At 61.0% G+C, this 25,330-nt stretch carries 24 protein-coding genes; 3 read left to right on the top strand and 21 right to left on the bottom strand.

Annotated features, from left to right (window positions below):
- Positions 1-95: 95 nt before the first annotated feature.
- The 19 genes from QWU43_RS01855 to QWU43_RS01765 form a co-directional block, all read right to left on the bottom strand.
- Complete coding sequence (locus QWU43_RS01855; protein ID WP_370916999.1) at positions 96-383, bottom strand: YggT family protein; 288 nt, start codon at positions 381-383, stop codon at positions 96-98.
- Between the two features lie 132 nt (positions 384-515).
- Positions 516-983, bottom strand: coding sequence for a cell division protein SepF (locus QWU43_RS01850; protein WP_370913839.1), 468 nt, complete (start codon positions 981-983; stop codon positions 516-518).
- Positions 984-1,059: 76 nt separating this feature from the next.
- Positions 1,060-1,758 (bottom strand): YggS family pyridoxal phosphate-dependent enzyme, encoded by a 699-nt coding sequence (locus QWU43_RS01845; protein ID WP_370913838.1) that lies wholly within the window; start codon positions 1,756-1,758, stop codon positions 1,060-1,062.
- On the bottom strand, positions 1,755-2,513 hold the full coding sequence (pgeF, locus tag QWU43_RS01840) for a peptidoglycan editing factor PgeF (RefSeq protein ID WP_370914276.1): 759 nt from the start codon (positions 2,511-2,513) through the stop codon (positions 1,755-1,757). The genes QWU43_RS01845 and pgeF overlap by 4 nt, the downstream gene beginning before the upstream one ends.
- Before the next feature lie 13 nt (positions 2,514-2,526).
- A complete protein-coding gene (ftsZ, locus tag QWU43_RS01835) occupies positions 2,527-3,804 on the bottom strand; it encodes a cell division protein FtsZ (protein ID WP_370913837.1) in 1,278 nt (425 codons plus the stop codon).
- Positions 3,805-4,013: 209 nt separating this feature from the next.
- Entirely contained in the window at positions 4,014-4,670 is a 657-nt protein-coding gene (locus tag QWU43_RS01830; protein ID WP_370916998.1) for a cell division protein FtsQ/DivIB, read from the bottom strand.
- Entirely contained in the window at positions 4,667-6,106 is a 1,440-nt protein-coding gene (gene murC, locus QWU43_RS01825; protein WP_370913835.1) for a UDP-N-acetylmuramate--L-alanine ligase, read from the bottom strand. Before murC ends, QWU43_RS01830 begins: the two co-directional genes overlap by 4 nt.
- A 33-nt stretch (positions 6,107-6,139) precedes the next feature.
- On the bottom strand, positions 6,140-7,231 hold the full coding sequence (locus tag QWU43_RS01820) for a glycosyltransferase (RefSeq protein WP_370913834.1): 1,092 nt from the start codon (positions 7,229-7,231) through the stop codon (positions 6,140-6,142).
- 7 nt (positions 7,232-7,238) lie between these two features.
- Complete coding sequence (locus tag QWU43_RS01815) at positions 7,239-8,744, bottom strand: FtsW/RodA/SpoVE family cell cycle protein (protein ID WP_370916997.1); 1,506 nt, start codon at positions 8,742-8,744, stop codon at positions 7,239-7,241.
- 22 nt (positions 8,745-8,766) lie between these two features.
- The gene (gene murD / locus QWU43_RS01810) at positions 8,767-10,149 is read right to left on the bottom strand and encodes a UDP-N-acetylmuramoyl-L-alanine--D-glutamate ligase (protein ID WP_370916996.1); all 1,383 of its coding nucleotides are present in this window, start codon (positions 10,147-10,149) and stop codon (positions 8,767-8,769) included.
- A gap of 1 nt (position 10,150) precedes the next feature.
- A complete protein-coding gene (gene mraY / locus QWU43_RS01805) occupies positions 10,151-11,251 on the bottom strand; it encodes a phospho-N-acetylmuramoyl-pentapeptide-transferase (protein ID WP_370913831.1) in 1,101 nt (366 codons plus the stop codon).
- Positions 11,248-12,747 (bottom strand): UDP-N-acetylmuramoyl-tripeptide--D-alanyl-D-alanine ligase, encoded by a 1,500-nt coding sequence (murF, locus tag QWU43_RS01800; RefSeq protein ID WP_370913830.1) that lies wholly within the window; start codon positions 12,745-12,747, stop codon positions 11,248-11,250. Before murF ends, mraY begins: the two co-directional genes overlap by 4 nt.
- Before the next feature lie 5 nt (positions 12,748-12,752).
- A complete protein-coding gene (locus QWU43_RS01795; RefSeq protein ID WP_370916995.1) occupies positions 12,753-14,300 on the bottom strand; it encodes a UDP-N-acetylmuramoyl-L-alanyl-D-glutamate--2,6-diaminopimelate ligase in 1,548 nt (515 codons plus the stop codon).
- 132 nt (positions 14,301-14,432) lie between these two features.
- Complete coding sequence (locus QWU43_RS01790) at positions 14,433-16,274, bottom strand: peptidoglycan D,D-transpeptidase FtsI family protein (protein WP_370913828.1); 1,842 nt, start codon at positions 16,272-16,274, stop codon at positions 14,433-14,435.
- 128 nt (positions 16,275-16,402) lie between these two features.
- Positions 16,403-17,293 carry a hypothetical protein gene (locus QWU43_RS01785; RefSeq protein ID WP_370913827.1) on the bottom strand — a complete coding sequence of 297 codons (891 nt, stop codon included), beginning with the start codon at positions 17,291-17,293 and terminating at the stop codon, positions 16,403-16,405.
- Entirely contained in the window at positions 17,290-18,300 is a 1,011-nt protein-coding gene (gene rsmH, locus QWU43_RS01780; protein ID WP_370914275.1) for a 16S rRNA (cytosine(1402)-N(4))-methyltransferase RsmH, read from the bottom strand. Before rsmH ends, QWU43_RS01785 begins: the two co-directional genes overlap by 4 nt.
- A gap of 178 nt (positions 18,301-18,478) precedes the next feature.
- Positions 18,479-18,910 (bottom strand): division/cell wall cluster transcriptional repressor MraZ, encoded by a 432-nt coding sequence (gene mraZ / locus QWU43_RS01775; RefSeq protein ID WP_370913826.1) that lies wholly within the window; start codon positions 18,908-18,910, stop codon positions 18,479-18,481.
- A 501-nt stretch (positions 18,911-19,411) separates the two neighbouring features.
- A complete protein-coding gene (locus tag QWU43_RS01770) occupies positions 19,412-19,825 on the bottom strand; it encodes a DUF3040 domain-containing protein (RefSeq protein WP_370913825.1) in 414 nt (137 codons plus the stop codon).
- Positions 19,826-19,972: 147 nt separating this feature from the next.
- Positions 19,973-20,401, bottom strand: coding sequence for an SAV_6107 family HEPN domain-containing protein (locus QWU43_RS01765; protein WP_370913824.1), 429 nt, complete (start codon positions 20,399-20,401; stop codon positions 19,973-19,975).
- A gap of 232 nt (positions 20,402-20,633) precedes the next feature.
- Between QWU43_RS01765 and QWU43_RS01760 the strand changes: the two genes are divergently transcribed.
- Complete coding sequence (locus tag QWU43_RS01760) at positions 20,634-21,251, top strand: GNAT family N-acetyltransferase (protein WP_370913823.1); 618 nt, start codon at positions 20,634-20,636, stop codon at positions 21,249-21,251.
- Here the strand turns inward: QWU43_RS01760 and QWU43_RS01755 are convergent.
- Positions 21,226-22,212, bottom strand: coding sequence for a methylenetetrahydrofolate reductase (locus QWU43_RS01755; protein ID WP_370913822.1), 987 nt, complete (start codon positions 22,210-22,212; stop codon positions 21,226-21,228). The two genes, QWU43_RS01760 and QWU43_RS01755, sit on opposite strands and share 26 nt — an antisense overlap.
- Before the next feature lie 117 nt (positions 22,213-22,329).
- Here QWU43_RS01755 and QWU43_RS01750 point away from each other — a divergent pair, with 117 nt between their 5' ends.
- Together QWU43_RS01750 and QWU43_RS01745 are read left to right on the top strand one after the other, a co-directional pair.
- On the top strand, positions 22,330-23,418 hold the full coding sequence (locus QWU43_RS01750) for a polyprenyl synthetase family protein (protein WP_370916994.1): 1,089 nt from the start codon (positions 22,330-22,332) through the stop codon (positions 23,416-23,418).
- A gap of 13 nt (positions 23,419-23,431) precedes the next feature.
- Positions 23,432-24,970 carry an alpha-(1->6)-mannopyranosyltransferase A gene (locus QWU43_RS01745; protein WP_370917193.1) on the top strand — a complete coding sequence of 513 codons (1,539 nt, stop codon included), beginning with the start codon at positions 23,432-23,434 and terminating at the stop codon, positions 24,968-24,970.
- On the opposite strand, the gene QWU43_RS01740 is transcribed toward QWU43_RS01745, so the two are convergent.
- Positions 24,939-25,304 carry an Rv2175c family DNA-binding protein gene (locus QWU43_RS01740; protein WP_370913820.1) on the bottom strand — a complete coding sequence of 122 codons (366 nt, stop codon included), beginning with the start codon at positions 25,302-25,304 and terminating at the stop codon, positions 24,939-24,941. The genes QWU43_RS01745 and QWU43_RS01740 overlap by 32 nt on opposite strands.
- Positions 25,305-25,330: the final 26 nt, after the last annotated feature.

The following is a 25,330-nucleotide window of genomic DNA, read 5'->3' as shown; positions in this document are numbered from 1 at the left end:
TATCAGGAAAGTGTATCCGGACACTTCACTGTGTCGGAATTAAACGACCCACCCTTTGGCAGCCCGAACATCCGTGTTCCAGAATACACATCTCCTCAGAGCAACGTGTAGAGAACGACACGGGCCAGCGAAAGCAACAAAAACAGCACGATGATCGACATGTCGAGCGCGACATTTCCCATCCGGAGTGGAGGAATTACACGACGCAACGCCTTCACCGGCGGGTCGGTCACCACAAACAGAGGTTCCGCGAGATACGCGAACCACCGCGGCGGGCGGAAATTCCGGGAGAAGGAGTGGATCATCTCCACAATGATCCGGAGGATGAGAATGTAGCTGTAGAGCCGGAGAAGGAGCAGCAGAATCAGGATGAGAGAGTACACCGTTCTGAGCTTATCGGATCGTAGTGCCGACGAGCGAAACCCCCGTCTCCGGGCAATTCACGCCGGAAACGGGGGTTGGTTCAGTACCGGAGAGATGGTACCCGAGATATTCGGACCGACCGCACGAAGTGACTAACGGAGCCCCGCCGCGTCCTCGAGCTCCGCGATGGTCACCTCAACCCCATCAGGGATCAGCGCGAAGGTGAGCGACGAGAGCTTACGCATTTCCCCGCGCAAAGCGAACACGAGTCCTGCGGCGAAATCAATCACCCTGCGGGCTTCCTCGCGGTCCATCGCGTTGAGATCAATCACCACCGCGTCACCGGCACGGAAGGGTTCCCCGACACGGGTGCACTGCTTGAAGCTGACTAGGCGGACAGGAACGATCGTGGGGGCGTACGTCGGAGCTTCATATGCTGGACGCCCCGTTCCGTAGCCATACCCGCGAGATGACGCAGCACGCGGAGCTGCCCCATAGTGGTCCTCGGGACCGACCATCTCGTCGTACGCGACATCATCACGGTAGTAGGCCGCGTCGTGCGTTCCATCCTCGTAGGGCGCCAGTCCGAAGAACTCCTTGAACTTCTTGACACTCGACATGTAAATTCCTTTGCTTCTCAAGGGACGTCGACTTAAGCGACCTCCGGTCATCTCCCACTGCGGTTCGGACCCCACCCTATCCACGCGGACCGAGAATCGCGGTACCGACACGCACGATCGTCGAACCCGCGGATACCGCCTCGGTGAGGTCTGCGGACATTCCCGCGGAGAGCTCCATCGGTCGCCCCTCCGCCTGGGCAAACCGATCCCGGATCTCCGCAGCAACCGCGAAGACCTCGGCGGGGTCACTGTCCAACGGCGGCACACACATCACACCGGCCAGGATCAGACGCGGACAGCGGGACAGCGCGTCCAGAAGTTCTCCGAGATCCCCCTCTGCGACCCCACCACGAGCCGGATCACCGTCCGCACTGAACTGGACGAGTACCGGCAACGGCGTATCCGGCCGCTGGCCCCGATCAATCGCCAGCTCCATACCCCGATCGAGCGCCTCAGCGAGCCGGACACTGTCCAGGGAGTGCACCGCCGCCGCGATCCGGGCGGCAGCGTTGGCCTTGTTTGTCTGGATCTGTCCGATCAGGTGAACCGCTATATCCGGGTACGCGGTAGCTTTCTCCACAGCATCACGGACCCTGCTCTCGCCCACTGCCTCGATACCGAGACCACGCAGGATTCCGATGTCGGACACCGGGTGGAACTTCGTCACCGGGAGGAGCCGAATCCCGGAAGGATCACGGCCTGAGCATCGTGCAGCCTCTGCGATCCTCCCCCTCACCACCAATAGACGGCGCTCGATCTCCTCGGCACGGTTCACGGTGAATCTTCCTCGGGCATCCAGATCAGCCCGGCCTGTCGACCGGTTTTACCATCCCTGCGGTACGAGAAGAACTCGGGATCCGCGATAGTGCACCTTAGATCGGCGTCGATATGCGTGACTCCAAGCTCCTCCAACCTCCTGGAGATACCGATCCGGAGATCTGCACCCCAGGTACCGAGGAGTGTACGGGTCCGGACACCCGGAAGCCTCGCTTCGAGATCGGTGAGTACGGGTTCCGGGAGTTCATAATTGACGCCACTGGCTGCGGCACCCATCCAAACATGCATACGCACCGGATCCGCCCCCAGGTCAACCATGCATGAAACGGTACGTTCCACGATGCCGTTACGCGCACCGATCCGACCGGCATGGACCGCCGCAATGACACCCGCCTCGTGATCACTGATCAGAAGCGGTACGCAATCAGCGGTAAGAACAGCGAGGGCCAGTCCCCTGACCGTAGTCACCAATGCGTCCGTCGCCGGGACTGGTTCAGAACAGGGCCCCTCGACCACTGTGACCGTCGGAGTGTGTAACTGCTCCATCCAAACGATCTGATCCGACGAGAGCCCCATGACCCGAGCCAGCCGTTCCCTATTCGCTCCGACCGCAGAAGGGTTATCACCGACGTAGTCGGCAAGGTTGAAGGAGTCGAAAGGCGGCTCCGAGAGACCTCCGGACCGAGTGGTGAACACCTTCCGGACCGGACGTTCCCCGGGGTCTTTCTCCCCGGGTACTGCATCATCGACCATCATCGTTTTCCGGTCAGCGCAGGAAATCCGGGACGTCCAGATCATCGGTGTCATCGATGTCATCACGGCGGCCACGTGAGCCGGTGAACATCCCTCCCGCCGACCGGTCGGCCCCAGTCCGTTCTGAACCGAGCCGATGCCGCACCGAGTCCGCGCGCTGATCATAATTGGAGCTCTCCGTGCGGCCGACGGGATCACGATCCGTAGGACGGTCCTCCTCGTGACCACCACCGCCAAACAAGGACTGTCCCCGGGCCGGTTCCGGCGTCGGGGTCGGGGCTGCCGGGGGAACCGGCGTCGAACTCGTTTCCCGGGGCGCCTGTCGACTACTCTCCGCGGGGGCAGGCTTGAAATCGAATCCTGCCGCAATCACGGTGACCCGTACTTCATCACCGAGATTGTCGTCAATGATCGTTCCCCAAATGATGTTGGCGTCTTCGTCAGCCTTCTCCTCAACGAGAGCCGCCGCCTCATTGACCTCCTGCAGTCCCAGGTCGGAACCGCCAGCAAAACTCAGCAGGACACCCCGTGCCCCCTCCATAGTGGATTCCAGCAGCGGTGAATTGATCGCCTGTTGTGTGGCTTCAACCGCACGATTCTCACCGCTCGCGGAACCGATTCCCATCAGTGCAGAACCGGCATCAGCCATAACAGAACGGACATCCGCGAAGTCGACGTTGACCACGCCGGGAGTGGTGATGAGATTGGTGATGCCCTGGACGCCGTTATGCAAAACCTCATCAGCGGTACGGAATGCCTCCATCATGGAGAGATTGAGGTCACCGAGCTGCAGCAAGCGGTCGTTCGGAATGACGATGAGGGTGTCACAGACAGCGCGCAGTGCCTCGATCCCCTCCATAGCCTGCTTAGTACGGCGGCGCCCCTCGAATCGGAACGGGCGGGTAACCACACCGACGGTCAGCGCGCCCGCCTTCTTGGCGATGTTGGCCACGACGGGGGCCGCACCGGTACCTGTTCCACCGCCCTCACCTGCGGTGACGAAAACCATGTCGGCACCCTTGAGGCAGTCTTCGATCTCGGACTTATGGTCCTCGGCGGAGGTACGTCCGACATCGGGGTTGGCTCCCGCCCCAAGCCCCCGGGTGGCCTCACGTCCGATGTCGAGCTTGACGTCCGCCTCTGAGAACATCAGTGCCTGCGAGTCGGTGTTGACGGCGATGAACTCGACGCCCTTGAGCCCCTCCTCGATCATGCGATTGACGGCATTAACGCCGCCACCGCCGACACCGACGACTTTGATGACGGCGAGGAAGTTTTTCGGTGAGGTCATGGTCTTAGGCACTCGCCTTTCAGGTTGTTGGATCAGATGGAGAAGGCCGCACAGCTCCAGCACCGTGCGCACGGGAGAGTTCGGAAGACTTGTTGTACACCATCATGTGCGATGGAGACACAGATGTGGCGGACATTCGCGCGGCGTGTCGGTAGTCTCAACCACAGCTTTAAGGTTTCTGACATGGGCAAACAGTCGCTCCAGAAACGCTATTGACGTACCGTGACCTGCACCGGGTCCGAAACATTGTAGACCCGGCCTGCACGACTCAGTGCAGCAGCGGCGGCACGTGCCTTGTCCCGGTTTCCCTCCGGAGCACCCCAGTAAATTTCACGACCGTCTAGAAGGAAGAGTGTTATCTCGTAGGTATCGGGTGCACGCACTCGCGCAAGCTGCCGACGCAGGGGATTGTCGAGGCTCTCAAGGACCGAGGCTACACCCGCAAACACATCGGGATCGTCCTCGGACGTACCCGTGATCTCGACCGCACCGACCGGTGGATCCGCGATGATGAATGGAACACCCCTGGCATCTATGAGATGATCGCCGTCCGACCGCGTCGCATACAGCACCGCGTTCCGCTCGGCGACCTCCACAACTACGGTTCCCGGAAGGTGACGCTCGACATGGGCGCGCTCAACCCACGGCAACGCGGCGACCTTCTGAGCCGCTCCAGCGGGATCAACGCGCACCATGTTCGCCCCGGGAACGATACCTGTGGCAGCCACAATCTCGGCTTCGGTTGTCTGCTTCGCCCCGCTGACCTTGATCTCACCGACCTGCAGTACCGGCGCGAACCACACGATGAACCCGATACAGATGACGGTTGCCAGCACACCGACCGTCCAGGAGGTCCGCCCTCTCACTGCCCCAACTCCGCGAGAATCTCCTCGGCGAGGACAGTGACACTTCCGGCCCCCATCGTCAGCACGATGTCACCAGGACCCGCCAGGTCCGCTACGACACCGGGGACTCGGTTGAATTCCGGCACGTAAACACAGCGTTCCGTCTTCACCTTGTCCGCGATAATTCGTCCGTCGATGCCCTCGACGGGTCTTTCCCTGGCACCGAAGATGTCCAGGACAACGACACGCTCAGCTAGGGAGAGCGCCTCCGCGAACTCAACGGCGAATTCACTGGTCCTGGAATAGAGGTGTGGCTGAAACACCACGACGATACGACCGTCCCCGTCCTCACCGTCTAGTTTCTCCCGGGTCGCCCGAAGCACCGCACTGACCTCAGTCGGATGATGGGCGTAGTCATCGTAGACACGAACTCCCGCATGTCGCCCCGCTCCATCGAGAATTTCACCGCGTAGCTCGAACCGACGGCGCACCCCCGTGAATCCGGACAATCCTGCAGCGAGACGATCCGGATCAGCCCCGAGCAGAATCCCCGAAAGGAGAGCGGCGGTCGCGTTCAACACCATGTGTACACCCGGGGTGTGCATGTTCACCGTCAGCGTTCGCCCGGAGACGTCAACGGTGGCACGTGAGCCGAACGCTTCTGTGGTGATCCCCGTGACTCTGGCCCCGCACTCGATGCTCGGATGAGCTGCGGCTGCAGCGGCGGTACCGTACCCTTGAACACGGATTCCAGCTTCGATGCATCGCTGACCTAGGGCGGCCGCGTGATCATCATCAAGACAAACCACCAGTGTGCCATCCGGGGTCAGACGGCGAGCGAAGTCGTCGAACACCCGGAAGTACGCTTCCGGAGTGCCGAAAAAATCGAGGTGGTCAGGCTCGATGTTGGTCACCACGGCGACTGTCGGTTCATATCGGAGAAGTGAGGCATCCGATTCATCCGCTTCAGCGACAAAAATATCCCCCGTACCGTGGTGCGCATTGGTACCAGCTTTATTGAGCTGACCACCGATAGCGAAGCTCGGATCACAGCCTGCGGTCTGGAGAGCCACGACAGCCATCGAGGTAGTCGAGGTCTTGCCGTGTGTGCCCGCAAGCAGGAGCTGCCGGCGCCCCGACATCAGTTCCGCGAGGAGATCCGAGCGTCGGATAACCTCGATACCTGCGGCGTGAGCACCCGCGAGTTCCGGATTGTCCTCCGGAATCGCCGCAAAAGAGGTGACAACGACGGTAGGTCGTTCACCCAACAGTTCAAGATTCTTCACATCGTGGCCGATCGCAATAGTCGCCCCCATCGCCCGAAGCGCGAGAACGATGCGGGAGTCCTTCACATCGGAACCGGAGACCTGCATTCCACGGGCGAGGAGGATCCGGGCCACCCCCGACATCCCGGCGCCGCCGATGCCGATCAGATGGACACGGGAAAGGTCAGTCATCATCTACCTCGTTGTTTTTCTTGGGGCGGGAATTCAGTTGGTTTGGGCGGCTTCGGCCACCAGATCGGCAATCGTCTCCGCGGCATGCCCGAGACCACTGCCACGGGCGGCCGCGGCAAACCGTGCGAGGACGTCCTCATCGCCGAGGATAGCGTTCACCCGCTCCGCGAGGACGGAGCCGGTGAGGTCGGCATCACGTATGAGTTCAGCTCCCCCTGCCCCGATCACGGGGCGGGCGTTGAGTTCCTGCTCTCCATTTCCATGAGGAAGCGGAACATAGATTGCGGGGCGGGCCGATGCCGTAACTTCAGCGACCGTCATCGCGCCCGCACGACAGACCACGAGGTCAGCCGCAGCGAGAGCAAGTTCCATCGCGTCAATGTAGGGCAGTGCACACCAACCATCACAGGTCTCCGGTGCCGCATTACGAGGCCCGTACGCGTGCAGGATCTGGTGACCCGCAGCAGTGATCGCTGGGGCGGCCTCACGCACAGCACGGTTGATCGATGCAGCCCCCTGAGATCCGCCGGTGACCAGCAGCGTCTTCTTATCGGCGTCGAGCCTGAATTTTGCGACGGCCTGCGCTTTACGGGCGGCCCTCCCGGAATCGGTGAGTTCTTCACCGGACAGTCCCGGCCGAATCGGAACCCCTACCACTTGTCCCCGTAGACCCGAGCCTTCCACCGCGTTGAGACCGGTTCCTCCGCACCAAACACCAAGCTTGTTGGCAAGTCCCGTACGTGCGTTGGCCTCATGAACGAAGAAGGGGATCCCCACCTTCCGGGCGGCGAGATACGCCGGGGCCGCGACATAGCCACCGAAACCGATGAGAACATCAGCGTCGACCTCCCTAAGAATGTCGACTGTCTGGCGGACCGCACGACGAACACGCAGCGGCAACCTGGCGAGATCCAGACCTGGCTTTCGAGGTACCGGAACAGGATCGATGAGTGCGAGTTCGTACCCGCGCGCCGGAACCAACTCCTGTTCCAGGCCACGGCTGGTTCCCAGCGCCGTGACCCGAGCACCGTGGCGGCTACGCAGGGCATCCGCGACCGCGAGTGCAGGCTCAATGTGACCGGCGGTTCCACCTCCAGCGACAACGACGGACAACGGGGTGTTCATGGGTGTTTCAGCCTCTTCTGCGAGTGTGACGACGGTCGGATCGGGTGGGTTCGCCGAGCTGCGGTCTACGCGGCGGGGTCTTCCTGTCAGTGACGCTACCATCGGTAGAGCGGGCGGATCGTGCTGACTGACGGGCACGTGATTCTCCCGCGTCCCCACCCCGTGATCTCCGAGTCACCTGTTCCGCCCGCTTCCTCGTCGGACGAGGCTTCCTGTGCACGAACCCTCGTGATCCCTCAGGGTCGGGTTCCCGTAACCGGAGGAGTCGGTCGAGTGCGGGACGTCCATAGGACTGCATCGTCGACACAGCCTCGGGTTCATGACGGGCTGCGCTGGCGAGTAATCCCATCGATCCGATTGTGATGATGGCTGAACTCCCACCGGAGGAGATCATCGGCAACTGGATACCCGTGACCGGAAGCAGCCCGATGACATATCCGATGTTGACGAAGGCCTGGGAGACGACACCTGCCGTGAGCGTACCGGCGAGGAGTTTCAGGAACGGGTCCGAAGACCGGATCGCACACCGGAGTCCGACGATACCGAGCGCACCGAAAAGCATGATCACGATGGTTCCACCGACTAGTCCGGTCTCTTCACCGATGATCGCAAAAATGAAGTCGTTCTTCGCTTCCGGAAGATAGAACCACTTCGCCCGGGACTGTCCCGGGCCGACGCCACTGGCGCCTCCCTCAGCGAGAGAGAGGAAACCCTGGTATGACTGGAATGCTTTACCACGGACATCATCGAAGTCACCGAGAAGGGCATCCCAATAGACCTCAAGTCGGTGCGTACGGTAGGCACCGTTATTGTTGCGGAGCCGGGACAGCACAGAGAAACCGATAGCCAGGAACCCAAAGGCTCCGACAATCGCTGCGATGAACCGTCCGGGGACACCTGCGAAAATGAGAACAAGGGCTGCAACTGAAAAACAGACGATTGCCATTCCCACATCGGGCTGGCCGAGGATCAGAAACACGATCAACATTGAGACCGCGCTGTACTGCATGTAGGGGTTGTTGATCCAGTGCCGGACAGGTCCACGATCACTGAGATGGTGTGCACCCCACACCGCGAGGGTGACCTTCGCCAGTTCAGAAGGTTGGAATGTGAAGGAGCGGTACGCTAACCACGACCTCGCACCGGATTGCTCCAGTCCCGTACCGATTCCCGGGATGAGCACCGCGACGAGAAGGATGATCGTGACCACGAGCAGAGGATTCGCGAGTCGCCGGACCATCGCCGGATGCATCCAGAGGGCCAGCCACAGGACTCCGTAACCGATGAGGAGGAAAATCATGTGGCGGATTCCCTGCGTCCAAACCCCGCTCTTGAGTGCGGACCAGGTCGTGGACGATGAAAGAACCATGACGGCCCCCACCGCAGTGAGGAGCCCAACAACGGACAGGATGACGAAATAGTCGAAGAAAGGGCGCGAAAGATAGTCTCGGCACCTGGCACTCAGCCGGTCCGGTGCTGATTGTTTTCGTTCTGCGGTGGTGTCCTGGGTCATGGTCGTAGGGCCTCTCTTCAAATCAGTCGGTCAAAACTCGGGCGGCCCGGGCGAAGCAGTCACCGCGGTGCCCCATGCCGCGGTACATGTCGAGCGAGGCGGCCGCCGGGGCAAGTAAGACGATATCTCCGGTTTCGGAAATCTGGATGGCACGGTTGACCAGTTCTGTCATCGCCTCCTCCGGATCAGTGGAGCCGGTGCAGTGGATGTGTGCTTGCGGTGCGTACTTTTCAACGGCATCAGCGATCAGACGCCGGTCGACGCCCAGTAACAGCACTGCCTTCAGTTGGTGGGCGTGACGCGCGACGAGATCATCGACGTCCGCTCCCTTGAGCTGTCCACCCGCGATCCAGATGACGGAATCATGTCCGGTGAGCGCGGTGTCCGCGGCATGAGGATTCGTCGCCTTCGAGTTGTCGATATAAGTCACACCGGCATGCGTGTGGACCACCTGTCCCCGATGCCCGGATACCTCGAATACCTCCAGTGCCTCTCTGATCGCCGAAGGTCCGAGTCCCTGGGACCGTGCCAGCGCAGCCGCGGCCAGAGCATCGTAGATACCCGCTGGGCCGGGAGGAGAGATACCGTCAGCCGACGCCAGGATCAGATTGTCGCCATAGGCGTTGTCGATGAGATGTCCGTCGTGTACTCCGAGTTGCCCCTCCTCCGGGTAACCCAGGGTGAAGCTAACGATCCGGTTGGCGGTTGTCTCTACCCCCGATACGCGGGTGACCACTTCTGCATCATCTGCACCGATGACCGCAGTCTTCCCGCGAAGTGCCCTGAGTTTCGCGTTTGCGTAGCCATCGAAGGATCCGTGCCAGTCGATGTGGTCCTCTGCAAGATTCAGCAACACGCCTGCATCTGGGACGAGTGTCGGTGCCCAGTGCAACTGGAAGCTGGAGAGTTCCACAACGAGGACGTCAATACGTGGTTTCGCGGAAAGAGCGTCGCCGATGGCCACACCGATATTCCCGACCGCGGCGGCTGTCCCCGATCCCCGCATCATCATCGCGGCGCACATTGCGGTGGTGGTGGTCTTTCCGTTGGTTCCAGTCACCACGAGCCAGGTCCTCGGGTTCCCGAAACAACCGGCGCGGTCGAGCCTCCATGCGAGTTCGACGTCTCCGATGACCTCGACTCCGCATTCCGTCGCTTTGCGGAGCAGCGGCGTATCTGGACGCCAACCGGGTGAAGTGATCACCATGCTGTACTCCCCGATCTGAGAGAGCGCCGTAACGACATCCGTCGTCTCACACCCAGTAGCTTCCGAAACCCGCAGTCGGGCGGTCTCGTTATCATCCGCAACCACCACCCGTGCACCAAGCTCACACAACATGCGTGCGCATCCGGTACCGGAAACACCGGCTCCTGCGACGAGGATCGAGCCATCGAAAGAGATCATTTTATACCCCGGAACTTGTGAGCCACTCGCCGTAGAACAGCGCAATGCCTGTCATGCACGCCATAGCGGTGAGTAGCCAGAAACGAATGACCACGGTTGTTTCTGCCCACCCGCCGTTCTCGAAGTGGTGATGGAAGGGGGCCATGCGGAAGAACCGCTTGCCGCGGGTCCGGAACACCACTATCTGGATAGCGACGGAGGCCACTTCGATGACGAAGAGCGCTCCGACGACAACCATCAGAAGTTCAGTGCGGGAGGCAACGGAGACACCGGCTACGAGACCTCCGAGAGCGAGAGAGCCGGTGTCTCCCATGAAGATCTTGGCGGGAGCTGCGTTCCACCACAGAAATCCGAGGCATGCACCCAGGCCCGCCGACGCGAGGATCGCCAGATCCAGTGGATCACGCACCGAGTAGCAGCCGGGCTCCACTGAAACTGAACAGGAGTTCCGGAACTGCCAGAAAGTCACCAACGTGTAGGCTCCCATGACCATCGCGGTCGCCCCTGCAGCCAGACCGTCAAGTCCGTCCGTCAGGTTGACCGCATTGGACCACGACGCAATGACGATGTTCATGAACACAAGGAATAGGATGAGCCCGATGGCGCCACCTCCGAGAGCAATGTTGAAGGTGTCGATGTCCCGGATGAAACTCAGATTGGTGCCACCAGGGGTCAGACCATCATCGTTCGCGAATTGCAGGACCAGCCAACCGAAAGCCAGAGCGAGAACCATCTGGCCAATAAGCTTGGCTTTTTTGTTCAATCCAAGGTTGCGTCCCTTTGCGAGCTTGATGTAATCGTCGGCGAATCCGAGTAGCCCCATCCCCACGGTGAGTCCTAGGACGATGAGACCGGAGGCGGTGAAACCTCCGAATCCACGGGCTACTCCGATCAGAGACGCCAGAACATAGGCCACGACGATTCCGACGATGATCGCGACACCTCCCATCGTCGGAGTTCCGCGCTTACGCATGTGGGAGGCGGGACCGTCTTCGCGGATCTGCTGTCCCAGGCCTTCGTTGCTGAACCAGCGGATCAGCACCGGGGTGAGGAAAATGGCGACGAGGAAAGCGATGGTTCCACTGATGATGATCTGAGTCACTGTTCTACGTCCTGCTCCTCTAGATTGTCCGTTACCGGCAGTGCGAGCAGCGTTTCAGCCACCCGCCAGAGTTGCTCGGAGGATGACGCTTTGACCAGCACCACATCCTCCGGTGCAAGCGCCGGTTGAACCAGGTTGATCGCCGCATCAACTGAATCAGCCGTGGCAACCCGGGTTCCCGCAACTTCCGCCGCCTGTGCCAGAGCGTGGGTGTTGACCCCGGTCCCGACAACGACGAGGCGCTGAATTCCGGCATCACCGAGCAGGGTACCGATTTCCGCGTGCCGCTCCGCGGAATCAGGACCGAGTTCGTTCATCTGACCGAGCACCGCCCACGCGGTACCTCCGCGGGCACCGGCACTGTGCGCCAGTGCCCGGATCCCGGCCGCCATCGAGTCGGGATTGGCGTTGTAGGAATCATTGATCACGGTGACCCCGTCACCCCGCTGGGTAACTTCCATCCGACGCCCAGACACGGGTTCGTGCGCAGCTACCGCTGCGCACGCGGACGCGGGATCCGCTCCCGCAGCTATACCGGCGGCGACCGCTGCCAACGCGTTGGAAACCTGGTGCTCCCCCACGAGTTTCAGCTTGATGCTCGCCGAAAGACCGTCGGGACCGGTGAGCTTGAAGCTGGGTCGACAACCGTCGTCAAGACGAATATCTGCAGCTCGGTAGTCGGCTTCGAGCCTGCCGGCTGCGCTAAACGTGACAACCCGGGCACGGGTGCGCCCCGCCATAGCGGCGACCTGTGGATCATCGGCGTTGAGAACGGCGACTCCGCCGGCCGAGGACGTCGGCAGCACCTCCACCAGTTCCCCCTTGGCCCGGGCGATGGTGTCCCGGTCCCCGAACTCCCCGATGTGAGCGGTACCCACGTTCAGTACTGCCCCCACCACCGGGGGCGCGATCGCCGCAAGCTGCGCGATGTGTCCGGTTCCCCGGGCGGAGAGTTCTGCGACCAGATAGTCCGTATCCGTGGAGCAACGGAGTGCGGTGTACGGGTGCCCGATCTCGTTGTTGAAGGATCCGGGCGGAGCTACAACGGATCCCGCGGTATGCAGTACGGAGGCAATCAGGTCCTTGACGGTGGTCTTCCCTGCTGAGCCTGTGACTCCGACCACGCGCATCCCGTGACCGGCTGTGACATCGACGACGTGGCGGGCGAGCCGACCCAACGCAGCGAGCACCGCAGCACCGTGGCCCGCAGGATCATGCTCATACGCCGCCGCGTTACTTTCTGGAATCGGTACCTCCGGGACGACGATCGACGGGACACCGATCTCGCGTGCCGCGAGCACCACTACTGCGCCGGCTTCGATCGCGCTGCCTGCGAAATCGTGACCGTCCACCTGCGCTCCAGGTAAACAGACGAAGAGTCCCCCGGACCGGACCCTCCGCGAATCAAACTCGACCGACCCCGTGACAACGGCGTTCGGGTTGGCTCCATCAGCGAGATAGCCGCCGGTGATCCCGACGATGTCGCTCACAGACATCCGAATCATGCCGGTTCCTCCGTTTCTGCTTCCGCCCGTACCCGGGCCTCGATGGCTTCGGTCAGAATCTCCGCATCATCAAAATGATGGCGAACATCACCGATCAATTGCCCTGTCTCATGTCCCTTACCTGCGATGATGATCGCGTCCCCCGCACGCGCCCAGTCGACGGCGGTCCGGATCGCATCCGCCCGGGAACCGATCTCCCGGATATCAGCCAACCTTTTCTTTTTTCCCGTATTTTTACCTTCCCTCGCAGCTTCCCGGGCCCCCTGAAGGATCGCCTCCCGGATCGTCTCCGGATCCTCGCTCCTCGGGTTGTCATCCGTTACCACGACGAGGTCCGCCAACTGAGCCGCCACAGCCCCCATCAACGGCCGCTTCGTCGTATCTCGGTCTCCCCCGGCCCCGATGACGACACCGACTCGCCCCTCAACCTGATTCCGCAGGGTCGTGAGTACCGCGGACACTGCGGCAGGCTTGTGTGCGTAATCGACGACCGCGAGGAAATCCTGACCACAGTCGATGTTCTGCATGCGGCCCGGCACATTCACGTGGCTCAACCCTTCCGCTATGGTTTTCGCATCCTCACCCACCGCGACAGCCATACTCAACGCCAACGCTGAATTAGCAACGTTGAACCGTCCGGGCAGAGGAACATCGCAACCGATGTCGAGTCCGTCAATACGCATCGTGAATCGCTGAGTACCCGCCTTCCCCGTCTCCGTATCAGTCACCGTTACCGAGGCGGGGTGTGAACCCGTGGACACGGTGACGGCTGCCGGGCCAGCGAGGCGGGACAGTTTCTGCCCAAATTCATCGTCAACGCAGATGACCGAATGCTTCGCACGGATCGACGATCCCGGGCGGAAGAAGCGGGCCTTGGTGGCGAAGTAGTTCTCCATTGAGCCGTGGAAATCAAGGTGATCCTGCGACAGGTTGGTAAAACCCGCGACATCGAATTCAGTGCCGACGATCCTCCCCAGAGCAATCGCGTGCGAGGAAACTTCCATGACCACATGGGTGACCCCCTCATCCCGCATCCGGGCCAGCAGCTCCTGTAGGACGGGTGCCTCGGGTGTGGTCAGTTCCGTCCGGAGCGGCTCACCATTGATCCGGGTACCGTTCGTACCGATGACACCGACACTGTGCCCAGCAGCGAGAAGCCCGGCTTCCAGCAGATAGCTCGTTGTCGTTTTACCCGATGTACCCGTCACACCGAACAACGTCAGATCACGGGACGGGTGTCCATGCACCGCGGCAGCAACCTCGCCCAGAACCGACCGGACATCATCAACGACGATGAGCGGTCGTTTCTCGTGCCGGTCCATCAGTATCCGCTCTCCCTCGGCGTCAGTCAGGATTGCAGCCGCCGCGGACTCCCGTGCGTACGTTGCCCCATGTGCCCTGGTCCCGGGAACAGCGGCGAACAATCCCCCGTCAGGTAACTCCTGGGCGTTGATACCGACCGCGTTGATGCATACCGAAGTGTCGGCACCCTGGCTCAGGTTTCCGCCACTCGCTTCGACGATGGTATCCAGTGTGATGGCCACGATTCTGGCACACTCCTTATTGCTTTCATATGTGTACTGCCTCGGTTAAGGGGCGGAACGTGATTCTATCTGTGGTCACCGAAGGACGAGAGTCCTGGGCCGCCTTCCGGGGTGGATTCCGATTCGGCGCCCTCACTGCGCCTGGAGGATCAGGTCTTCCTCCAGGGGGTCCGACAACGGAACATTGTCCCGGTTCAACAGCCACGCCGCGATGTCGTGGAACAACGGTGCAGCGGACTGACCTCCTTCACCGTGCACACCCCGCTCCGGATCATCCAGCATGATCCCGATCACGAAACGGGGCGCATCCGCCGGAGCGATACCCGCGAAAGTAATCCAGTAATCGGAGTTGGAGTAACAGTTGCACGTCGGGTCGACCTGCTGGGCGGTTCCGGTCTTCCCGGAAATTCGGTACCCCTCAACCGCAGCCTGCGGCCCTGTCCCCTGCTGAACTCCCGAAGGATCCTGCTGGGTAACGGCCTGGAACATGTCCCGAACGGTCCTCGCGGTCTCCGGACTCACGACCCTCACCCTCCCGGGCTCCGGCTGTTCGATGACCTCCCCGTCCGCGGTGGTCACGGACCGGATGATACGTGGCTCGATCCGCTCACCGTCGTTCGCGATGGTCTGGTAGACCCCCGCCATCTGCAACAGGGTAAGAGACATACCCTGTCCGATCGGAAGGTTGGCGAAGGTACCACCGGACCACTGGGAACGATCGAGAAGCAGACCAGGGGATTCACCCGGAAGCTCGATTCCCGTATACCTGCCCACACCGAACCTATCCAGCATCTCCGCGAACCGATCCTGCCCGACCCGATCAGCCAACATCAACGTGCCGACGTTCGAGGACTTTCCGAACACACCGGTTGTGGTGAACGGGACTACACCGTGCGGCCAGGCATCCTTGACGGTGACCCCGGACATGTTGATGGACCCCGGTACCTGGAGAACCTCATCGGGTGTGGTGACTCCGTCCTCGATCGCGGTCGCGGCGGTGATGATCTTCGCCACGGAACCGGGCTCGAACGGAGCCTGAACCGCCGGATTCCCGAAGAACTTTCCTCTGGCGAGCTGTGCTTCAATGTCACCGGTCGGATCGATCGTATCCGTGTTAGCCATCGCAAGTACCTCACCAGATTCCGCATCAAGGACAACCGCGGATGCAGACTTGGCCCGGGAATTCTCTTTCGCTTGTTCAAGCTCCTGTTGCACGTAGGTTTGCAGGTTGAGATCGAGAGTCAGCCGAACATCTGAGCCGTGTACCACGGGAACCTGATCCCGGAGGGTCCCCGGAATGATCTGTCCGTTGGTGGACACATCTTCGGTTGATTTCCCGTTGATTCCGGACAATACGGCATCTGACGCAGCCTCCAACCCAAACTGCCCCTCACCGTCGATGGAGATCTTCCCGATCACGTTTTCCGCGATCGCACCGTTCGGATACTGCCGGATATCCTGGCGGTCCGCGGCGACACCGGGAAAACGCTCGGCGATCTCCACCGCGACGTCTGGATCAACGTTGCGGACCAGAACGGTGTAGGAGTTGTCCGCCCGTAGCTTTTCCAGGATCTCCGTGGGTTTGACCTTCTGGACCGAGGCCCCCGCATCCTTCACCATCTTCGGGATGACCTCGGACATCTCTTCTAGGACGTCATCCAACGGCGGATTTTTCTCCAGCAATTCCGGATCACCACTCCTCACCGCCAGTTCATGCCGTTCCGTGATCTCCCGGCGTAACACGAGCGGTGCTACCGTCAACGAACGAGCTTGCATCGTGTAGGCGAGTTGCGCACCGTCACGATCGGTCACCATTCCACGACGCGCGAAATCGGTGTACTCCCGGGTACGTTGACTCTGCGCATGAGCCGCTAGTTCAGGCCCCCAGACGAGCTGCACACAGGCGAGCCGAACCGCGAGTACCACAACGCCCACGACAACGAGTGATCGGACAATTTTCATCCGACGCACCATCTGATCGGTCCCCTGCGCCTGCCGCGGAACACTTTCATTTCTGAACGGCACCGTCGACACGGGCTTTCCGGACCGGGAAGTCCGGGGCGCCGAACGACGTTTCCCGCCCCCCTGGTCCGGAGGTGTCGTCACTGTCCGCTCCCACCCGTCCGGTCAGTTCGGACATTCGGCGCATATGGTGCGATTGCAGGAACCAGACTGTTGGCACCTGACACCGGAGGAGCCGCGGGAGATTCAATCGGTGCAGGAGCAGGGGGCTCAGATGGCACGGGAACAGGCATCTGCTCCGCACCGGGGAGTCCACCGCGGGGTAACGGCTGAACCCGGTCCACGACAGCGTCGGTCTCCACCGGATCACTACTGGCAGGACCCGGAATGACACGGGATCCGTTGACGTCGATAATCGGTCGGACGGCATCGGGTTCCGCTGCACGCAGCTCGTCAACACCTCCATCGGACCTGACGGAGAGAACACCGGGCTGATCCGGAATGACCATTCCGAGTTCCGCCGCCCGGCGCGCGATTTCCGCGGCAGACGTCGCCGACTGATGATCCCGGTTCAGTGTCTCGATCTGATTTCCCAGTCGACTGTCCGTACGCGACAGTTCCTGGAGCCGAAAGGTCTGCTGAGTGGTCAGACCGGAAAGGTAAATGGTCAGCATGACCCCGGCGAGAAGCGTCACAACGAGAACAATCGCGAATCGGACACGAACCGGATCGGCCTTCGGAGCCACGATACGACGACCTCGGACCGACACCACCTGTCTGGATCCAGGTGCCCACTGGAACCTCCGACGCTGCGGCATCGGCGGAGTCGCATTCGGACGCTGAGGACGGACCCGTGGAGCAGGCCGCAGATCAATCACCGTAGCGTCAGCTCCACCTCCCCCACGTACCGGGGTTCTGGTATCTCCTCCTGGGGTAGACATCCGACCCCGTGAGGGGCCACGGGTGGGGGTTGCAGGGACATGGGCGAAATCTGATTCAGGGGTCGCCCGGAGGCGTGCTGTCGTGCTCATCGGGTCTCTCCGTTCGACTGTGCTATCCGTTCCACTGCGCGCACCCGCACTGGGGCAGCCCGGGGATTGTCTTCAATCTCGTTCTGTGGTGCCTTTTCTGCACCACGTGTCACGAGGCGGAACTCAGGGGCGGTACCCGGTAGATCAACCGGTAGCCCCTGTGGAGTCCTGGAAACGGTCAGTCTTGCGAGTTCCCGTTTCACGATGCGGTCCTCCAACGACTGGTAGGCCATGAACACAGCACGGCCACCAACCCTCAATTCCCGGGTGATCGCCGGAACCATCGCAGCCACCGAATCAAGTTCACCATTGACCTCGACGCGCAGTGCCTGGAACGTCCGCTTCGCGGGGTGCCCTCCCGTACGTCGGGCGGCCGCCGGGATCGTGGTATAGAGCAACTCGACGAGTCGGCCGGACGTCGTGAACGGTTCCTTCTCCCGTTCACGGAGCACCGCTGAAGCAATCTTGCCTGCAAAACGCTCATCCCCGTAGGCCTTCAGTACATGGGCCAGTTGACCGTGGTCGTAGGTATTGAGGATGTCCGCGGCGGTGATCCCTGAAGTCGGATCCATCCGCATGTCCAATGGTGCGTCCTTCGAATACGCGAAACCACGTTCAGTCTGGTCGAGCTGCATGGATGAGACGCCCAGATCAAACAGCGCACCAGCGACCCCGCACTCCCTCACGAGAGCACAGACTGCACCACCATCATCGGAAATCGCGGAAGAGAAATGGTCGAAGCGGGTGTGAATGCCACGGAACCTGTCTCCGAAGGACGCCAACCGCTCAGTCGCCCGGGCCAGCGCGATGGGGTCACGATCCAGCCCAATCACGCGAACATTGGGAAAAGTCGTGAGGAAATGCTCTGTGTGTCCACCGGCCCCGAGTGTCCCGTCGATGATCACCGCCTGGTCTCCTGCGGCTTCAACCGCAGGTTGAAGCAACTCCGTGACTCGGTCACGCAGGACGGGAACATGTCCGTGGTCGCCGTCGACGGTCATCATCATCGCCCCCTCCTGGTCGGTCGGCCAGGCCACCGGGCCCGGGTTGCTGTTCATATGGTCGATGGGGTGAGTGCAGGGCCCTGTCCGGGGCATCTATCTGATGTCGGGGAAGTACACCAGAGCGACGCTCCGGACAGAGTCCGTGCACGCACTCCACTCGATTCGGTTGTTGTGGTCACGGTCAGAGCAGACCACTGAGATCCGGATCAGCAGCAGCAGAGAACATCTCCTCTGTCTGCTTCTGATATTCATCCCAGGACTGGGCGTCCCAGATCTCGAGGGATTCGACTGCACCGATGACCACGCACTCCTTGGTGAGCCTCGCGTATTCACGATGCGCCGGAGAGAGCGTGATCCGACCGTGCCCATCAGGCCGCTGCTCCACCGCGCTCGCGGCGAGATTACGGATGAAGGCACGCGCCCTCGGATTGGTCCGTGAGATCTCGGCGGCACGCCGGGTGCGCGCCTCGAACTCTTCTTTGGGGAAGACCGCCAGAGAGTGATCCTGCCCCATGGAAACAACGAGACCACCGGCAAGCTCCTCACGGAACTTCGCCGGAAGAGTCAGCCTTCCCTTGTCATCGAGCTTCGGGGTGTAGGTGCCGAGAAACATGTCCGGCACCGCCTTTCACTCGCGTGTCCTCAGGAGGATGAATCCATCTCCGACGGTCCAACCGGGACACGTATCCCCGGTCTTCCCGCCACTGAGCACCACAGTACCCCACTTTCCCCCACCAGCAACACCAGAGGACTCAATTCACAAACCTACAGTTCATCAATCAATGCTTTAACCTGCATTTTTTATCAAGATTTCAAGTGGGAGACACAGAAGCTCCACAATTACTACACTCCCCCAAAAGTGACCTCACACAACTCCAACCCCATCCACACCACCGGACCCAAAGCCCTCAATTACCCCATCTACCTGGTGATTTAAGAATGCAAAGAACACTCGCCCATGACAGTGGGGCAAAGTGGGGAAAAATGGTGGGGGAAAGTGGGGATGCGCGAGTACACACCTTCGGGCCCACTCCCGCGAGCAAGCAGACAGATGAGAACCCCGCCGGAAAGGTTCTCCGGCGGGGTTCTCATCTACGGTCGATAGAGCCCTGAATCACTCCTCGAAACGTTTGCGGAACCGATCCTCAATTCGGGAGCCGAAACCGGACGACGAGTCACGCGCCCCGAATCCACTGAATCGCGCCCGGGACGTCAGGTCGCCCAGATCATCATCGAAGCCGTCATCGAGACCCCCGCCACCACGCAGCATCCACACCCCCGCCCCGAACATAATCAGGAAGCCGAGCACACTCAACGCGACAAACCAGAGACTGTGGAGACTGAAGGCCACGCCCCCGATAAGCAGCAGCAACCCCACGGCACCGACCGCAATTCCCCTAATGGACACCGCAGGTGAAGCCGACCCACTCGACACAACCCCACCGAGCCCCGACCCGAACTTCGGGTCCGCCATCAGCGACTCTTCGATCTCACGGAACATCCTCTGTTCCTGCTCAGAAAGCGACATGGTGATCCTCCCGGGGCGTGGCGCCATACTTCTGTGTCTTGCTGTCATAAACGATAACGCTCAGATTATCCGGAAAGTTCCCACCCCACCTCCACCGCAACACAGTGAGGCGATACGGACACCGCCGTCCATCCACAGAGACGCCACTCAGGCCGCAGACCGCAGTATCCCCTCCCGCCGCTCCGCCACATCAATAAACTCCCCCACCTCATTCAGAAACTTATCCACCACGGCACCATCGAGAAAACCGGTCACACACATAGCCCGATTCCGAAGACCAGAATACCGGGATAGACGCGCGGCCCAACACGCACACTCAGCATCCACCAGTGACAATTGATCCCACGCACTCGACGGCAGCCGGCGCCTCCGGGAGACGGAACTATTCGCCACCAGAGCACCCGCAGTTCTCAACGCGGCCCGATACCCCTCTTCCACGGCCGCATCAAGCACACCCCTTTCCTGCTGAGAACGAGCTTCCGACAGGAGAAGAACCGCACGCCGAAGAAACTTCGTCCGGGCCCCCACATCCTGATTGAAACGCGTGGTTGCGGAAACAACGTTGGACACGATCATTCACCTTCCTTTCCATCGAAACCCAGCCACACCCATCCCGGAGACTGTTTTCTCAAACAAGGTAGAACACCCGGGGGACACACCGAACCAAATTTAGAACATATATTCGATATATTCCTCGGGGTGCAGTCAGGAATGAGTCACCGATTCCTCAACCAGGAAACCCCCAACAACTGCTCCGCGACCGGAATCACACCCCGTCCCTCCCGTCAACAGGGATACACATGGTTCCATGGAGCCTGTGAATACCGCCATCCTCCCCATGTCCCCCCTGGATTTCGTAAACCACTGCCCGGAGTTGGTGGACATCTACTGGATCGCAATGGACCTCGATGCCCAAGGCCTAGGTGGACATTCCCGACAAGGCCGAGTCCGCCAATGGCGGAGTCTCGTCCACAACCCCGGGTTCAAAGCCGTCTGTTCGGTATCCGACGGTCAGATAACCGGAATCGCATACGGAATGAACGGTGAGCCCGGAAAGAACTGGACCCGCGCGATCGCCGATGGCCTCGCCAGATCCGGAGGAGTGGATCCCCGGTGGCCTGAGATGCTCGCGGATTATTACGAGGTCAGTGAACTCCACGTACTCCCGGAGATGCAGGGACGCGGTATCGGGAGAAAACTACTCACCGCACTGCTCGAGGATGCCCCCCAGTCCTGGGCCTTGCTTTCCACCCCCGAGGTACCCCATGAAGCAAACCGCGCATTCAGCCTCTACCGGTCCCTGGGCTTCACCGACGTCATCCGCCACTTCACCTTCTTCGCGGATCCCAGACTCTTCGCCGTTCTAGCGGCCGAACTCCCCCTCCGGAACACGGAGAGAGTCATCCCGCCACGAAGCTCCCGATAACCCCGTTGCCACTCCATTCAGGCGCCATCCCAAGGTTATGCAGAACCTCCTGTGTCGCCCGAGCATTGTTCAACGTCATGAAATGAAGATCTGGCGCCCCCTCGGCGATGAGACGTTCAGCCATGCATGTGGTCCATTCGATCCCAACCTCCCTGACAGCATCTGCGTTCGCGTTCTCATCCCCGCCCGCCGCCCGAACCATCTGCTGCTCCAGTTTCTTCGGTAATTTCGCGCTGGACAATTCAATCTGTCTACGGAGTGATCGAAGAGAGGTAATCGGCATCAGCCCTGGAATGACAGGCTTCGCGCCATGCACCGGATCAGCCGCGGCAAGTCGATCCCGCAACCGGAGATAGTGGTCGCAGTCGAGGAACATCTGGGTAATCGAGTACTCGGCTCCCGCACGGAGTTTATTCAAGGTGTGCAGTGTGTCCGCTTCCTCCGAGGTCGCCCGGTAGTGGAGTTCCGGGAAGGACGCGACACCGATCTCAAAGTGTCGCGTTTCCGGAAGCGCACGAGTCATCTCGATGAGGTCGATGGCATAGGTGAGCCCTCCCGGGGTTGGCTTCCATTCGCCGGTCGGGTCACCCGGGGGGTCTCCTCGGAGCGCGAGCAGATTTGTTAGGCCGACCCCCGCATAAGTCCACAGAATATCCTCAAGCTCCTCGACGGTGTGGTTGACCAGGGTCAGATGCACAAGCGTCGGGAGTGGACGTCTCGCTAGCTGCCGGGCTATCCGACTAGTCCTGGAACGTGTCGACCCACCTGCCCCGTACGTCACGGAAACGAAAGCGGCACCGAGACTGTCAAAGGTGTCGACCGCGTGCCACATCCGCTGCTCTGCGGCATCATCGCGAGGCGGCATGAATTCGACCGAAAACGGGATACGCCCCTTGGCAGGACGGCTTATCGCTTCAGTTACCGAGGTCTGGTTGACGGCAGGTGTATGTGATGGAGACATCTCTGGGTATCTTGTTGGTGAGGCAGGAACGGTTGCCCAACGAACCTACCCCGAAATAGACCGCTCTGTTCATAATTCGGTCCACCATCCCCCCTCAACCACCCCCCGAGGACTCGCATGACCAGCACAGACAAGCCCCACGACCTGAGCATGATCCCAGCACTCGTCCAGTGCCACCTGGCCACTTTCTTCGCCACGAGAAGAGAGGTAGTTACCGGGATCGACGCACACGTCGTCGAGGCGACGGATCTGCTCGAGGACTTCGTTCTCGGGGGTGGAAAACGCATTCGTCCCCTCTTCGCTTGGGTGGGCTGGTTGGGTACGCAATCCACGTCAGAAAATCCCGACGCGGTGCTGGAAGCCGTGAGTTCCCTAGAACTGATTCAGGCCTGCGCATTGATCCATGACGACATCATCGATTCCTCCGACACTCGACGCGGCCGACCAACGGTCCACCGTATCGTCGAGGACCGGCACCGCGAGGCTGGGTGGGCGGGAGATCCAGCACATTTCGGCCTGTCAACGGCTACGCTGCTGGGGGATCTCGCACTCGCGTGGTCCGATGAGATGCTTCTGGGAGCGGACCTCCCGGTGGAAAGACTCCGTGCAGCGATGGAACCGTGGTGGGCGATGCGAACCGAGGTGATCGCCGGGCAGATGCTCGATATCACCGTGGAATCCTCTCGTGATGAACGGATCGAGGTCGCAGAAAAGATCAATCGTTACAAGTCAGCCGCTTACACCATCGAACGTCCTCTCCATCTCGGAGCAATGCTGGGCGGGGCGTCCCCTGAGCTTGTCTCCGCCTACCGCGGTTTCGGACATGACATCGGCATCGCATATCAGCTTCGGGACGATCTCCTTGGGGTGTTCGGCGATCCTGACGTGACCGGGAAGCCTGCCGGAGACGATCTCCGGGAAGGAAAACGGACAGTACTGGTGGCGGAGGCTCTGCGCCACCTCGATGCGAACGCTCCCGCCGAGGCAGAGAAATTGCGGGCTGGAATCGGCGCAGTGACCTCACCGTCCGACATCGCGGACCTGACCGATCTGATTCGTATGACCGGCGCTGAGCAGAAGGTCGAGCACCGCATCCAAGAACTGACGGCGTCGGGGCTCTCAAAGTTGGACGCGGTCGAGCTCACACCGTCCGTCCGGTCGATGCTGGACGATCTCACGGTCCGTGCCACCACCCGGCGAATGTGACACCGTGAACACCATCCTCCGCTTCCGCCTACTCGACGGACTGTCCACCCGTCACCCGGACGCCCGCCGAGTGGGGGCCGTGGCCGCCATCATCATCACACTCGCCTCATTCGGCGGCGGTGCGATCCGCTACCGTGGCGGTGTTCTCGACGCATTGGGCCTGTCCTTCCTCTCCTATGGACACGGTGCCGCGGTATCCACCGTGGCGATGTGGCTGGGGCTCGGATTGATGAGTCTGGCATGGGTTCTTTTGGGACGTGGCGTACTAAGGGGCATGGTGGACTGCCGTGGCGTGGTCCGTTCACTTACTTGGTGGACTCTGCCATTCCTGTTCGCCGCTCCGATTCTCTCCCGCGACGTCTACTCGTATCTCATGCAGGGGGCGATGGTCCGCGACGGATTCGATCCTTACTCCCAGGGGGCGGCCGTCAACCCAGGCCCCATGCTCCTTGAGGTCTCCCACGACTGGCGGAACACCACCACACCGTACGGTCCTCTACACCTCTGGTTGGGAAACGGGGTGACCACCCTCGCGGGAGACAACGTCACGCTCGGAGTACTGCTCTACAAGATCATCACCATGGCCGGTTTCTGTGCAATCGTCTGGAGCATTCCCCGGATAGCGGCGAAAATCGGTGGCGACGGAGCGACGGCACTTTGGCTCGGCGTCGCAAACCCGGTCACGGTGCTCCATCTCATCGGAGGCATGCACAATGAGTCCGTCATGGTCGGCCTGGTTTCCCTGGGGCTGCTGCTCGCCCTCGACCGACACTTCACATCTGCTCTGGTATTGATCGCGGTTTCCGTGTCGTTCAAGGCCACCGCGGTCATTGCTCTTCCATTCCTCGTCTGGATGATGCAGCGACATCTGATCCGCCGGAGTCCAATGTTCGGAAGTCTGTTTTCTTTCCTGGCCGCAGGGTTGTGGGCCGTTGTGACGACCCTTGTTGTGGTGACCGGATGCACCGTTCTCTCCGGTGCAGGCTGGGGATGGATCGCGCAATTATCCGGAAATTCCAAGGTGATCAATCCACTCGCTCTCCCGTCCTTGTCTGCGGGAGTGCTGACCCCTGTACTCGGGGTGCTGGGAAACGACGTCAGCTACAACACGGTCCTAGCGGTTCTGCGGCAGGTCGGGATGCTCGGCATGCTCGGTGGTCTTGTCACGGCATGGTGGGTGTTCCGAGATGGTGACCGGAGGAACATCATGGGAATCGCGGCAGCCTACACAGCAGTGGTAACGCTCAATGCCGTTACCCTTCCCTGGTATTACGTCAGCCTGCTCGTGTTGCTGGGTACTTTCACCCCGTCTCGGCGCATCGTCGGGGCAACGCTCTGGTGTTCGGTGGTCGTGGCGATGTCGTTCACCGGCGGCGGCAACCACCAGATGTACAACCTCATGTGGATGGGCGCGCTGGCGGTGATCGCGTGGTACCTCACCAGGTGGTTGCTCACAGACACGGACGTGCCCCGAATATCAACAGAACCGGAAACCGGGTCCGGGGCTGAGCCGACCTCTGTCAGAGCCCCGCAGCCTGAGCGCGGCGCATGACCTCTCGGGCGAGGTGCCCGTGCAAACCGTCCACCGGACGACCTGGAAGGGAGTCATCGGCGGTGAACAGCCAATCGAAAATCTCACGGTCGTCGTAACCACCGTCCGTCAACAGGGCGATAACACCGGGAACAAAGCGGTTGACCCGGCCGTCCGCGCCGAAGAAGACGGCGGGCAGCATCCTCGTTCCGTCCACGGTGACGGCGATGAGCTTGTGCTCACCGAGAAGATCAAAAACATGGGTGACAACGACCCCCATCTTCTCGGCAGCTTCGGGGATACTCAGCAATGGTTCATCGGCGGGCAGGACTTCACGGGCTTCTGGGAAACTCACACCAATCAATGTAGCGCGTCGTAACG

Source organism: Corynebacterium sp. CCM 9204 (assembly GCF_041357695.1).
Classification (GTDB): domain Bacteria; phylum Actinomycetota; class Actinomycetes; order Mycobacteriales; family Mycobacteriaceae; genus Corynebacterium.
The sequence above is the reverse complement of the archived record's forward strand: the minus strand, read 5'-3'. Positions and strand labels throughout refer to the sequence as shown.

Bases quoted from the DNA above. Each gene is read 5' to 3' on its own strand.
- QWU43_RS01850 (WP_370913839.1), bottom strand. From the start codon at position 983: ATGTCGAGTGTCAAGAAGTTCAAGGAGTTCTTCGGACTGGCGCCCTAC.
- pgeF (WP_370914276.1), bottom strand. From the start codon at position 2,513: ATGGTCGATGATGCAGTACCCGGGGAGAAAGACCCCGGGGAACGTCCG.
- ftsZ (WP_370913837.1), bottom strand. From the start codon at position 3,804: ATGACCTCACCGAAAAACTTCCTCGCCGTCATCAAAGTCGTCGGTGTC.
- murC (WP_370913835.1), bottom strand. From the start codon at position 6,106: ATGACTGACCTTTCCCGTGTCCATCTGATCGGCATCGGCGGCGCCGGG.
- QWU43_RS01820 (WP_370913834.1), bottom strand. From the start codon at position 7,231: ATGAACACCCCGTTGTCCGTCGTTGTCGCTGGAGGTGGAACCGCCGGT.
- QWU43_RS01815 (WP_370916997.1), bottom strand. From the start codon at position 8,744: ATGACCCAGGACACCACCGCAGAACGAAAACAATCAGCACCGGACCGG.
- murD (WP_370916996.1), bottom strand. From the start codon at position 10,149: ATGATCTCTTTCGATGGCTCGATCCTCGTCGCAGGAGCCGGTGTTTCC.
- murF (WP_370913830.1), bottom strand. From the start codon at position 12,747: ATGTCTGTGAGCGACATCGTCGGGATCACCGGCGGCTATCTCGCTGAT.
- QWU43_RS01790 (WP_370913828.1), bottom strand. From the start codon at position 16,274: ATGGTGCGTCGGATGAAAATTGTCCGATCACTCGTTGTCGTGGGCGTT.
- QWU43_RS01785 (WP_370913827.1), bottom strand. From the start codon at position 17,293: ATGAGCACGACAGCACGCCTCCGGGCGACCCCTGAATCAGATTTCGCC.
- rsmH (WP_370914275.1), bottom strand. From the start codon at position 18,300: ATGATGATGACCGTCGACGGCGACCACGGACATGTTCCCGTCCTGCGT.
- mraZ (WP_370913826.1), bottom strand. From the start codon at position 18,910: ATGTTTCTCGGCACCTACACCCCGAAGCTCGATGACAAGGGAAGGCTG.
- QWU43_RS01770 (WP_370913825.1), bottom strand. From the start codon at position 19,825: ATGTCGCTTTCTGAGCAGGAACAGAGGATGTTCCGTGAGATCGAAGAG.
- QWU43_RS01765 (WP_370913824.1), bottom strand. From the start codon at position 20,401: ATGATCGTGTCCAACGTTGTTTCCGCAACCACGCGTTTCAATCAGGAT.
- QWU43_RS01760 (WP_370913823.1), top strand. From the start codon at position 20,634: ATGGAGCCTGTGAATACCGCCATCCTCCCCATGTCCCCCCTGGATTTC.
- QWU43_RS01755 (WP_370913822.1), bottom strand. From the start codon at position 22,212: ATGTCTCCATCACATACACCTGCCGTCAACCAGACCTCGGTAACTGAA.
- QWU43_RS01750 (WP_370916994.1), top strand. From the start codon at position 22,330: ATGACCAGCACAGACAAGCCCCACGACCTGAGCATGATCCCAGCACTC.